Raw genomic sequence first — 12,798 nt, forward strand, 5'->3', positions numbered from 1 at the left:
ACAGAGCGTGCCGCGACGACACGCCTATCCCAGCGCCTCTTCGGTAACCCGGCTCGCCAGCACCTTGTCGATGCGGCGGCCATCGAGGTCCATGACCTCGAAACGCCAAGCGTGCGAGACGATCTCGTCGCCGACATCGGGGATCTTGCCGAATTCCTGCAACAGAAATCCTGCAAAGGTTTGATAGGGGCGCGACTGCACGGGCAGCTCGATGCCGAGCAGGGCGGCGAATTCAACCGCGGGCATCCAGCCCGAGATCAGATACGAGCCGTCCTCACGCTTGTGGAAGGCGACTTCTGCGGGACCTTCCTCGGTGTGGAAGGCGCCGACGATGGATTCCAGAATATCCGCCGACGTCACGACACCCTGGAACACGCCGTATTCGTCATGCACGAGGCCGATATGGAATGGCGAGTCACGCAGGATCGCCACCACGTCGCGCGCATCGACCGTGTCGGGAATGACCGGCGCCTCGCGCACCAGCGCACGGATGTCCGGCGTCTTGCCGCTCAAATACACATCGAGCAGGTCCTTGGCCTGCACAATGCCGATGGCGGAATCGCCGTCGCCGTCGAACACCGCAAAACGCGAATGCGAGCTGCCCGCGAGTTCGGCCTGAATGGTCTCGATAGGATCGGCAAGATCGATCATCGCCACTTCATGGCGCGGTGTCATCACGGCGCCGACGGGCAGGTCGCCGAGGCGCATCACGCCCGCGATCATTTCCTTCTCGCCGGGCTCCAATACGCCAGCAGTCTCCGCTTCAGTCACGAGCGTACGGATTTCGTCTTCGCTGACCTTCTCCTCAGCTTCGCCGCGCTGGCCGAGCAAAAACAGGATCGCCTTGCCGGAGCGGTCAAGCAGCCACACCAGAGGCAACGAGATTTTTGCGAGCAGTACCATGGCCGGCGCAACGCGCACGGCCACGGCTTCGGGATCGCGCAGCGCGATCTGCTTCGGCACAAGCTCACCGATGATCAGCGAGGCGTAAGTAATGATCGATACGACGATGCCGACGCCGAGCGTATCGGCGAGGCCTTTTGATACGCCAAGGTCAAGCAACAGTAGCGTGAGACGCTGACCTAGTGTCGCCCCGGAGAAGGCACCGGACAAGACGCCGATCAGCGTGATGCCGATTTGCACGGTGGAGAGGAACTTGCCCGGATCGGACGCCAGCGCCAGGGCGCGGCGTGAGCCTGTCACGCCTTTTTCGACCAAGGCGGCGAGGCGGGCAGGACGGGAGGATACGATCGCCAGCTCCGACATTGCGAGCAGGCCATTGACGACGATCAGGATCGCAACGATCCCGAGTTCGAGAGATAACACGCTTGTTCCTTCTGGGTGATGGGCAGGTATCATAGTCGATCTGCTGCTCTGGCGCCATGGCCGAGCATGTAGCGCGACACATGGGCTCAGACCCCTTGAAACTGAAATCGCTCGGCAGGCGACATCGAGTGTCACGACGTATTTGCTGAAGCAATCCGAGATGGTATTCTGACGCGTCGCGAGTTTGTTAGCAGAGACAGTTGTTGCCGGACGGGTGTGCCGATGACGTTCTCAGGTCGCCTGCTTCGACAATTTGATCGAAATCACGTTCAAATATCGCGCGTGTCGCCGGTTTAGGCGTCGTCGTTTGGCGGCGTTGATGTCAATGCGGCCTCTGCTGCGGACAAGCCGCTGCCCGCTGCCGATGCATTGGCTCTGACCGCGACGTCGTCGAATTTCCAGCAGGCAGTGCCACCCAAACGACCGCTGAGATGACCCGCACGTCATGCGCTGTCGTCGCGCGATGTGACCGAAAAGACGCCCGCATCACGATGATGCGACCATCGCGTGACGTTTGATTACCCCTTCGGATAGGTCGGTTGCAGCCGCATGGTACTTGCAGTGACGCGGCTCGATATTATTTCGCTTGATGTCGAATTGATATAGCGCATGATGGCTGGAACATCGGGTGTCGTGGCAGGGGGCTGGTTTTGAGGACTTCAATCAGTTTGTCTCGGTTATGTGTCGCCGGAAATGCCCTTGCGTCGTGTCTGTCGATCGTCGTCCCCGTTCTGGCGCTTCTTCTGCTCGCTGGCTGCGGCAAGAAGGAAGAGGCCGCGGCGCCGCCGGCGCCACCGGTCACGGTTGCCAATCCCGTCAAGCGAATGACAACTGACTGGGATGAATTCACCGGTCGCTTCGATGCGGTCGACCAAGTGCAGGTGCGTGCGCGGGTCACGGGCTTCATCACCAAGGTGACCTTTGTCGACGGCGCCGTCGTCAAGACCGGCGATGTGCTCTACGAGATCGATCCGCGGCAATACGAGGCGACGGCAGAGCAGGCGCAGGGGCAGCTCGACGATGCCAAGGCCAAGGTCGTTCTGGCAGAGAAAGAACTTGAGCGCGCCACAACGCTGATCAAGACTCAGGCGATCTCCGAAAACATCGTCGATCAGCGAAACCAGCAGCTCGCGGCGGCGCAGGCTGCGGTTTTGCAGGCCGAAGGCGCCTTGAAACTGGCCAAGCTCAATCTCGAATATACCAAGGTTGTTGCGCCTATCGATGGTCGCGTCAGCCGGCATCTGATCAGCGTTGGCAATCTCGTGCAGGGCAGCGACAGCGGTGCGACGGTGCTGACCTCGATCGTGTCGATGGCGCCGATCTATCTGTATTTCGACATGGACGAGTCGATCTATCAGCGGAACAGCCGGCTGTGGTTCGAGGGCAGGCGACCAAGTTCGCGGGATACGCCCAATCCGGTGCAGATAACACTGACCGGTGATACCAAGCCGTCGCGCGAAGGCAAGATGGACTTCCTCGACAATCGCCTCGATGTCGGCACTGGCACGCTCCGCGGCCGCGCCATCGTTGAAAATAAAGACCTCTCGATTCTGCCCGGCCAGTTCGCTCGCCTGCGTGTCATCGCCAGCGGCGAATATGACGCGCTGCTAGTGCCCGACACGGCTATTGCGACCGATCAGTCGCGCAAGATCGTGATGGTGGTGAAGGCCGACGACACGGTTGAAGCGCGACCGGTGGTTCTGGGGCCGCTCGATGACGGGTTGCGGGTCATCAGAGAGGGTCTGAAACCCGATGATCGGGTGATCGTTGACGGGCTGCAGCGGGCGCGGATCGGCGCCAAGGTGTCGCCAAAAATGGCGGACGCCAAGCCTGCTACTCCAGCTGCCGGCGCCAAGCCATGAATCTGGGCAGCCTGTCCGTCAATCGCCCGATCCTTGCGATGGTTCTGTCCATCGTGCTGATCATCGTCGGTGCGCTCGCTTACACCACGTTGCCGGTGTCGGAATATCCGGAAGTCGCGCCGCCCACTGTCGTGATCACAACGCAGTATCCGGGTGCGTCCGCGCAGACCGTATCCGAGACGGTGGCGACGCCGATCGAGCAGGAGATCAACGGCGTCGAGGACATGCTGTATCTGTACAGCCAGGCGACCTCGAACGGCCAGCTCAACATCACCGTCACTTTCAAACTCGGCACTGATCTCGATAAGGCGCAGGTGCTGGTGCAGAACCGCGTCGCTATCGCCCAGCCGCGTCTGCCTGAGGAAGTCCAGCGCAACGGTGTCGTGACCCGCAAGAACAGCCCCGACCTGATGATGGTCGTGTTCATGCTGTCGCCCGACGACACCTACGACCAGCTCTATATCTCCAACTATGCGCTGCGCCAGGTGCGGGACCAGTTGTTGAGGCTCAATGGTGTCGGCGATATCCAGATATTCGGTGCACGTGACTACTCGATGAGGCTGTGGCTCGATCCTGACAAGATCGCCAATCTCGGCATGACCGCGGGCGACGTCATCACCGCCATCCGCGCGCAAAACATCCAGATCGCCGGTGGCCAGATCGCGGAGCCGCCGATCTCCGACCGTGCCTTCTCGCCGAACCTGACCTTTACCGGTCGTCTCAAGGATCAGTCCGAATTCGGCAACATCGTCATCAAGGCCGGCAGCGACGGCCGTACTGTGCGATTGCACGACGTTGCGCGGATCGAACTTGGCGCGCTGTCCTACGCGACCAACAGTTTCCTTCTGAAAAAGCCGGCGGTGGCGCTCGCGGTCTCGCAGCGACCGGGATCGAATGCGCTCTCCACGGCGAAAGCCATCTCCGATACGATGGTCAAGCTGAAAGCCGATTTCCCGAAAGGTCTCGAATATAATATCGGTTATAATCCGACTGAATTCATCGCACAGTCCGTCAGCGAGCTGATCAAGACGATCTACGAGGCCATGGTGCTGGTCGTGATCGTCGTGCTGGTGTTCCTGCAGGGCTGGCGGCCGGCGATCATCCCCATCATCGCCATCCCGGTGTCGCTGGTGGGTACCTTCGCGGTCATGGCGGCGCTCGGCTTTTCGATCAACAATTTGACGCTGTTCGGGTTGGTGCTCGCTGTCGGTATCGTGGTCGACGACGCCATTGTCGTGGTGGAGAATGTCGAACGGCATCTCGCCGAAGGAAAGACCCGACGTGACGCGGCACTGCTGACCATGAACGAGGTCGGCGGTGCGCTGATCTCGATTGCGTTGGTGCTGTGCGCGGTGTTCGTGCCGACGGCGTTTATCGGCGGAATCTCCGGCCAGTTCTTCCAGCAATTCGCCGTCACCATCGCAGTGGCCACGGCGATCTCCTGCTTCTGTTCGCTGACCTTGTCGCCGGCTTTGGCCTCGATGATCCTCGAACAGCATCACGAGAAGAAGCCGCCCCCAAGCTGGAACGTGGTGGCGCGTGGCTGGAACGCGTTCACCGGTTTGTTCAATCGCGGCTTCGACCGGCTGTCGCACGCCTATGGTACCGCGGCCGGTTTTGTGATCCATCATCTGGCGCTGATGCTCGTCGTCTACGCAGCCCTGATCGGCACGGCTGGCTGGCTGATTTATGCGACGCCGCAGGGCTTCATTCCCGCACAGGATCGCGGCTATGTCATCGTCGTCGTGCAATTGCCGGGCGCGGCATCGCTCAGTCGCACCACGGAGATCGTGCGGCAGATCGAGCGCATTGCGCTTGAAGTCCCGGGCGTCGTCCGCGTGCCGTCTTTCGCCGGCTTCAACGGTGCCACGCGCACGCAGGCCTCAAATGCGGCGGCGTTGTTCCCTGTATTTGACGATGCGGAGGAGCGCGCCAAACATGGGAACACCGCGGCCAAGATCACGGCCGAATTGCGCAAGCGGTTGGCCGCTATCGAAGGCGCGGTGGTGATCGTGGTGCCGCCACCCGCGGTGCCGGGCATCGGTACCGGTGGTGGCTTCGCCATGCGCATTCTCGACAATCAGGGCAGAGGCCCTGATCTCCTCGAGAAGGCGACCGACGAACTTGTGAATGCCGCGCGCAAGGCGCCGGGCCTCACTGCGGTGTTCTCCCCTTTCAGTGCGAACACGCCGCAAGTGTTCGTCGAGATCGACCGCCAGAAGGCACAGATGCTCAACGTGCCCGTTCAGAACGTCAATGAGGCGATTCAAACCTATTTCGGTTCGGCCTATGTCAACGACTTCAATATCCTTGGCCGCACCTATCACGTCACGGCGCAGGCCGATCTGCCGTTCCGCAAGGAGCGGTCTGATCTGGCGCGGATGCAGACCCGCAATGCCGATGGCAACATGGTGCTGCTGGGCAGTGTGGTGAACTTCAGGGACACGGCAGGCCCCGACCGCGTGCCGCGCTATAACCTTTATTCCGCTTCTGAAATCCAGGGTGATACGCTGCCCGGCGTCAGCTCGACGACGGCACTCAATACCATGAAGAGGCTCGCCGACGAGACGCTGCCGAGCGGCTTCACCTTTGAATGGACCGATCTGTCCTATCAGCAGGTGACCGGCGGCAATGCGGGCCTCTACGTATTCCCCATCTGCGTGCTGTTCGTCTATCTCGTTCTGGCTGCGCAATACGGCAGTTGGTCGCTGCCCTTTGCGGTCATCCTGATCGTGCCGATGTGCCTGTTTGCGGCAACCATCGGCGTGCGGATCATGGGGCAGGACATCAATATCCTCACCCAGATCGGCTTCGTCGTGCTAGTGGGACTGGCGGCAAAGAATGCGATCCTGATCGTCGAGTTTGCCCGCGATATCGAGCAGGAAGGCCGCGAGCAGCTCGAAGCCGTGATTGAGGCTTGTCGCCTTCGTATCCGCCCGATCCTGATGACGTCCTTTGCTTTCATTCTCGGCGTGCTGCCGCTGGTGATCTCGTCGGGGTCAGGCTCGGAGATGCGTCAGGCGGTTGGTGTCGCAGTGTTCTTCGGCATGATCGGCGTCACGATCTTCGGCCTCGTTTTCACGCCGGTCTTCTACATCCTCATCCGGCGCCTGTTCCCCGGCTCCGTCGAGATCCACGCCAAGGAGCAAGGCGCGCATGGTTAAAGCGCCGCAGGATGGGTTTCGCAAAGGCTCAACCCATCCTACAAGTGTCTCATGGAAACTGCCGCACGCATTGAACTGATGAGCTGGCTGGTCGGCGAGGGTCTGACCGGCCTTCCCGAAAACGACCTGATCCGTGGCTTCTGCGAGCGCTGCCGTGCCGGCGGCATCGATGTATCCCGTGGCCTCGTCTTCATTGACACGCTGCATCCGATCTTCGAGGGCCGCGGCTTCCGCTGGAACGACACGGCCAGCAACGAGAGCGACGTGTTCGAATACGGCTCGACCGAGATCGGCGAGGCCGCCGCGAACTGGCGACGATCGGTGTTCTTCCACATGTTGGAGGAGGGGCACGACGAATTGCGGCTCGATTTGCACGCGCCCGGGATCGCCGACCGCTTCTCGATGGTCAGCAGTTTGCAGGAAGGCGGTCACCGCCACGGCGCCGTGTTCCTGCACAAATTCGGCGAGGCCGGCTCGATGGGGCAGATGGATTGCCTCTATTCGTATTGGGCTACGCGTCATGAAGACGGGTTCGACGAGCGCCAGATGTCGGCGCTGCGCGAACTGGTGCCGATGCTCGGTCTCGCCATTAAGTCGGGAGCCCAGATGGAGATCGCGCGCACGCTTGGCCGCGTCTATCTCGGCCGCGATGCCGCCGAACAGGTTCTCCGCGGCAAGATCGCGCGAGGCATCACCGAGCGTATCAATGCGGTGTTGTGGTTTTCCGACCTGCGCAACTCCACGGGGATCAGCGAGGCGATCGGACCGGACGAAATCATCCCGTTCTTGAATGACTATGCCGAAGCCTCGATCGCAGCGATCCATGATGTCGGCGGCGACGTGCTCAAACTTATCGGCGACGGCATTCTGGCGATGTTCACCGGCGACGACATGGTGAAGGCGAAGCGCAACGCCTTGCGCGCCGAACATCAGTTCCGCAAGAATATCGATAAGCTGAATGCGAAACGGTCGGCCGCGAACCGGCCGGTGACCACGGCCTATGTTGGTCTGCATGAGGGAGAGGTGTTTTACGGCAATATCGGCAGCGACGAGCGGCTCGATTTCACCGTGGTCGGCCCGTCAGTCAACGAGGTGAGCCGCATCGCGTCCATGTGCTCGTCAGTTGATCGGCCGCTGCTGACCTCGTCTGCGTTCCAGGCCGGGCTCGATGGCGCCGGTCGCAAGTATTTGGTCTCCACTGGCCGCTATGCCTTGCGCGGCATCGGCCGCGCGCAAGATCTCTACACGTTGGATCCCGAGATCGACAGCGACGAGGTCGTGCGCGGCGGCTATGAGCGCTATTTGGCGCGTTAGCTGACCGTAGTGGTTGGCTGGCGCATCGCGTAGAGTACGATAGCGATCAGGCAGGCTGCACCGAGAACGATGCCGAGCGCCAATGCGGCCTGCGGCACGATAGTGGCCGACAGGGATACGCCGATCGCGGCCCCCATCATCTGCCAGAAGCCGAGCAATGCCGAGGCGGCGCCGGCATGGGTGCCGAACGGCGACAACGCCTGCGCCGTGCCGAGCGGATTGACCACGCCCATACCCATCAGGAACACGCAGGTCGCGGCGATGAAAGTGACGACGTTGCCGTGAAAGTAGGCGGTCGCGAGCACCGCAATGCCGCCGACGAAGGCGATCAGCAGTCCATATCGAATGGCACGATCCAGTCCGAAGCGGGGGGCGAGGCGGGCGGCCAGCATGCCGGAGCCGAACACGACCAGCACGGTGCCAGCAAAGAACAGCCCGAGCGCGATCGGTGTGAAGCTGTAGCCCTCAATGAGAACGCGAGGTGCTGCGGAGAAGATCGAGAACAGCCCACCCATGATCAGGCCAACCGTGGCGGCCGGGATCAGGAAATGGCGGTTCACCGAAAGTTTGAGATAGGTTGCGCTGACGGCGAGCGGATTGAGCGGGATGCGCGTCGTGTTGTGGGTTTCGCCGAGCACCAGGATATAGCTGAGCGCCGACAACACAGCGAACGCGCCGACGAAAACAAATTCTGAACGCCATCCGAAAAAATAATCGAGTCCGCCGCCGAGCAGCGGCGAAAAGCCAGGGGCTGCGGCCTGCGCGATCATCACCAAGGTGAGTGCGCGTGCCAGTGCTGCGCCGCTGAACAGATCGCGGGCGATTGCGCGCGAAAGAACCGAAGTTGAACAGGCACCCACGGCCTGGATGGCGCGGCCGATCAGCAGCGAAGGAAGATCAGTCGAGACGCCGCACCAGATGCTGCCGATCATGAAGATAGCGAAACCGGCCAGAACCGGCATGCGACGCCCGTAACGGTCGGAGATTGGCCCGACCAGCAACTGGCCAAACGCGAAGACCAGCAAAAACACAGTGATCGATGCCGTGACGGCGGGCGTCGTCACCTTCAACGATACAGCCATCTGCGGCAGCGATGGCAGCAGAATGTTGGTAGCCAGGGTGCCCATTGAGGCCAGCCCCGCGAGGACCGCGATCTGCAGCGCGCTGGAGGATGCTTCCTGCGGCGTGGTGTCTGCCATGGCGTCTGCCGTGCGGTCGGTCATATGATGATCCTCATTTTATAAATGATGTACATCATATAAAGCGAGCTGCAAAGAGCAGGGCAGTCATGCGGTATTCCGGGAGGACGTAAGTGCCACCGCCGTGTTCGGCGGTGTTCGGGGCTGATGGATCAGTTGCCGTACAGGTAATTCGGCAGCCACAGCGTCAGGCCGGGCCAAATATACATCAGCACCATGCAGATGATGACGATGAGCATATAGGGCATCATGCCGGAGAATATCTGGTTCAGCGTCACATGCGATGGCGCGACGCCCTTCAGATAGAAGGCGGACATCGCGACGGGCGGCGACAGGAAGGCGGCCTGCAAGTTCACGAAGACGAGCACGCCCCACAGGATCGGGTCGATGCCGAAATGCTTCAGCATCGGCAGGAAGATCGGCACGAAGATCACGATGATCTCGGTCCATTCCAGCGGCCAGCCGAGAATGAAGATGATCGCCTGTGACAGGATCATGAACTGGACTGGCGTCAGGTTCAGCGACAGTACCCAGCTTTCCAGCAGCGCCTGTCCGCCGAGAATGGCGAATACCGCGGAAAAGAGCGCCGAGCCGACGAACAGCCAACACACCATAGAGGTGGTCTTGGCGGTCAGGAACACGGCTTCCTTGGTGCGCTTCCAATCCAGCGTCCGGGCCTGGAAGGCGAGCAGGAACGCGCCGGCGGCACCGACGGCGGCGGATTCCGTTGCCGTCGTGATGCCGAGCAGGATCACGGCCAATACAATAGCGGTCAGAATGCCGAGCGGCATGACGGACGATGTCAGCAGCCGCAGCACCTCGAACTGCGCGGCGCCCATGGTCCAGTAATAATAGAACAGCATCAGTGCGATGATGGCCGCTGTGAAGGCGAAGTAGGTATAGAATTCCGGCGGCGGTCCGGCATCGACCGGCGCATTCGTCGGACTGTTTTGCAGATCGGCATTGCCCATCTGCTGCAGCACTTCCGGTTCGCTCTCTTTCGCCGAGCCGGACTGGGCGGTGCCGAGTTCCTCCAGTTTTTCTTCTTCGGGTGCAGCCGTGCCGGCATCGCTGGACTGAACCCGCTCCGTAATCGTGGCGGGCGCGGGGGCGTCGGGCTGCGGATGGATGACGACATACCACCACGCGGCCCAGAGCGTGGTCAGCGCCAGGACCAGCGGCACCAAAGCAAAGCCGAGATTCTTCAAGATCGTCGTGTAGCTGATCCGCGCGCCGTCCATGGTCAGCGCCATGGCGCGCGACGGTGCCACGGCAGCCGTCAGCAGGGCCGGCAGCATTTTGTGCGAATAGGCTTGCTGCAGATCGGCGATCCACGGTCGAACGGGCACGCGTGTTTCGCTCTCGGGCAGCTTCGGCGCGATCTTCGGGTTAATGAGCGCCCAGCCGATGATGTAGACGAGATAGAGGAAGGCTAGAAAGAAGCCCGGAAACATCGCGGCGGCATAGAGCTTCACGACAGACTGTCCGGCGACGGCGGCATAGACGATGATCATCACCGAGGGCGGGATCAGGATGCCCAGCGTGCCGCCGGCCGTGATCACGCCGGACGCCAGCTTGACGTCATAGCCGGCCTTCAGCATCGGGTTGAAGGCGATCACGCCCATCAGTACGACGACAGCGCCGACGAGGCCCGAGGCGATGCCCCAGAATGTGCAGACGATCAGCGTCGCCACCGCCAGCGAGGCTGGGACGCGGCGGAAGGCGAGCTGGATCGAATAGAACATCTTGTCGACCAGCGCGCCGCGTTCCATCACATAGCCCATCAATACGAAGAGCGGGATGGAGATCAGGACGTCGTTGGTCATGGCGCCATAGGTGCGTTGGACCATCAGATCGAAGATGTGGTTGTCGGCCCAGGATTCGCCTGCGCGGTAATAGGCGAAGAAGCCGAAGAACATGCCGAGACCCATCAGCGTGAAAGCCGTGGGGAAGCCCAGCATGATGACGACAACGATGAGGCCGAGCATCAGGAGGCCGAGTGCAGGATCGCTCATTTCTGCGTCTCCCCACCCATGCCGCGCTGGCGTGCGCTTTCCTCGATCTCCTGCGCCTGTGCGATGGCATTCCTGCGCACGTCATCATCGACGTGTTCGCTATGCGCGAGTTGCTCCTCGACGACATCGATTTCGGACACGTCCTTGAGCCGGCTCGGCCACGCGCCTGTCTTCAAGCAAATAGCGGCGCGGGTGATTTCGGCCATGCCCTGCAACAACAGCAACGCGCCGGCCAGCGGGATCATCGCCTTGAAATGATAGACGGGCGGTCCGTCCGCCGTGACGTTGGAATGCTCGCGGATGCGCCAGCTGTCGCCAGCATAGTCCCAGCCCGCATAGACCAGCGCGGCAATGCCAGGCAGGAAGAACACGATGTAGAGAACGAGGTCGAGCGAGGCCTGCGTGCGCGGCCGCATCGAGCTGTATAGAAAGTCGCCGCGGACATGGCCGTTCTGCGCCAGCGTATAGGCGCCACACAGCATGAACAGCGTGCCATAGAGCATGTTCGACGCGTCAAAGATCCATGCCGTCGGCATGTTCAGCATGTAACGCTTGAACACTTCGGCGCAGACGAGGCCCATCAATCCCAAAATGAGCCAGGCCGCGGCCTTGCCGGTGAATGTGCTGATACCGTCAATGGAATGCAGGAAGCGCTCGGCAGTCATTTCATGGAGGCCAGTCTACAGGATATGTGGAGGTCGGCGATATCAGGCAACAGCAAAGCATCATCCGGGAGAAGGATCCCGGATGATGCAGGGTGCGTGTGCCTGATGGCGTCAGGTCTTCTTCTTCGCGTTCGGGCCAAAGTAATGATTATAGGCCATGCGGCGATTCACGACCGTGTCCTGCTCCCACTGCGTGGCGCGCTTGGCGAAGGCCTGCTGGGACTCGGAGATTTCCTTGAAGAGGGGATTTTCGGCCGACTTCTTGGCGACGACCTCGTCATAGACTTCGAGCTGCTTCTGCAGGATCGAGTCCGGCGTCTTGTAGAATTTGACCTTGTCCTTGCTCTGCATCTCCGCATAATCCTGCGAATAGCGGTCGATGGCCTTCCACGACATCTCCTGACCAGCGGCATCGGCGGCGCCCGCGATGATCGCCCGCAGCTTCTCGGGCAGGGCGTCATATTTGGTCTTGTTGAACAGGATTTCGAACTGCTCGGCGTTCTGGTGATAGCTCTGCAGCATGCAGGTCTTGGATACGTCGGGGAATCCGAGGATGCGGTCCGACGAAGCGTTGTTGAACTCGGCTGCATCGAGCAGGCCGCGATCCATCGCCGAGACGATTTCTCCCCCGGGCAATGCGTTCACTGCAGCACCAAGGCCGGTAAACACATCGATGGAAATGCCGACGGTGCGGAATTTCACACCCTTGAGATCGTCGGCCTTGGTCACTGGCTTCTTGAACCAGCCAAGCGGCTGCGTCGGCATCGGTCCGTATGGCAGGGATACGACATTGGCGCCGATCGACGCATAGAGCTTGGCCAGTAGCTCTTTTCCGCCACCATATTTATGCCAGGCCAGCAGCATGTTGGCGTCCATCGCATAGGCCGGGCCGGAGCCCCACAGGGCCAGCGCGGTCTGCTTTCCGTAGTGATAGACCATCACGCCATGGCCGCCGTCGAGCGTGCCTTTGGAGACCGCATCGAGCAGGCCGAAAGCCGGGACTACGGCGCCGGCCGGAAGCACCTCGATCTTGAGGTCGCCGCCGGTCATGTCGTTGACCTTCTTGGCGTAGTCGAGCGCGTATTCGTGGAAGATGTCCTTGGCCGGCCAGGTGCTCTGCCAGCGCATGCTGATCGGGCCCTGCGCCTGGGCGATTGCCGGTGCTGCTATGCTTGCGGCTGCGCCGGCTGTGGCGACTTTCAGAAAGCGGCGCCGAGACGGAGTCCTGTCCTTGGATGAAGCCATTGTGTTCT

8 protein-coding genes are annotated in these 12,798 nt (G+C 61.2%); 3 read left to right on the forward strand and 5 right to left on the reverse strand.

The features are described from left to right. Positions 1–24: 24 nt before the first annotated feature. Positions 25–1,326, reverse strand: a complete 1,302-nt coding sequence (locus tag AB8A33_RS10465) for a hemolysin family protein (protein WP_439092643.1) — start codon at positions 1,324–1,326, stop codon at positions 25–27. A 668-nt stretch (positions 1,327–1,994) separates the two neighbouring features. Between AB8A33_RS10465 and AB8A33_RS10470 the strand changes: the two genes are divergently transcribed. From AB8A33_RS10470 to AB8A33_RS10480, 3 genes are read left to right on the forward strand one after another with little or no spacing between them, the layout of a single operon-like run. After that, positions 1,995–3,188 carry an efflux RND transporter periplasmic adaptor subunit gene (locus AB8A33_RS10470; RefSeq protein ID WP_439092645.1) on the forward strand — a complete coding sequence of 398 codons (1,194 nt, stop codon included), beginning with the start codon at positions 1,995–1,997 and terminating at the stop codon, positions 3,186–3,188. Then, positions 3,185–6,352 carry an efflux RND transporter permease subunit gene (locus tag AB8A33_RS10475; RefSeq protein WP_439092646.1) on the forward strand — a complete coding sequence of 1,056 codons (3,168 nt, stop codon included), beginning with the start codon at positions 3,185–3,187 and terminating at the stop codon, positions 6,350–6,352. The genes AB8A33_RS10470 and AB8A33_RS10475 overlap by 4 nt, the downstream gene beginning before the upstream one ends. Positions 6,353–6,403: 51 nt before the next feature. Continuing rightward, on the forward strand, positions 6,404–7,666 hold the full coding sequence (locus AB8A33_RS10480; RefSeq protein ID WP_439092647.1) for an adenylate/guanylate cyclase domain-containing protein: 1,263 nt from the start codon (positions 6,404–6,406) through the stop codon (positions 7,664–7,666). On the opposite strand, the gene AB8A33_RS10485 is transcribed toward AB8A33_RS10480, so the two are convergent. From AB8A33_RS10485 to AB8A33_RS10500, 4 genes are all read right to left on the reverse strand, one after another. After that, on the reverse strand, positions 7,663–8,889 hold the full coding sequence (locus AB8A33_RS10485; RefSeq protein WP_439092648.1) for a multidrug effflux MFS transporter: 1,227 nt from the start codon (positions 8,887–8,889) through the stop codon (positions 7,663–7,665). The two genes, AB8A33_RS10480 and AB8A33_RS10485, sit on opposite strands and share 4 nt — an antisense overlap. 128 nt (positions 8,890–9,017) lie before the next feature. Next, entirely contained in the window at positions 9,018–10,880 is a 1,863-nt protein-coding gene (locus tag AB8A33_RS10490) for a TRAP transporter large permease (RefSeq protein WP_439092649.1), read from the reverse strand. Further along, complete coding sequence (locus tag AB8A33_RS10495; RefSeq protein WP_439092650.1) at positions 10,877–11,545, reverse strand: TRAP transporter small permease subunit; 669 nt, start codon at positions 11,543–11,545, stop codon at positions 10,877–10,879. The genes AB8A33_RS10490 and AB8A33_RS10495 overlap by 4 nt, the downstream gene beginning before the upstream one ends. A gap of 111 nt (positions 11,546–11,656) precedes the next feature. Beyond that, positions 11,657–12,790: a TRAP transporter substrate-binding protein gene (locus tag AB8A33_RS10500; RefSeq protein WP_439092651.1), complete on the reverse strand. Its 1,134-nt coding sequence runs from the start codon at positions 12,788–12,790 to the stop codon at positions 11,657–11,659. Positions 12,791–12,798 lie beyond the last annotated feature (8 nt).

The organism is Tardiphaga sp. 813_E8_N1_3, assembly GCF_051811025.1.
Lineage (GTDB): Bacteria > Pseudomonadota > Alphaproteobacteria > Rhizobiales > Xanthobacteraceae > Tardiphaga.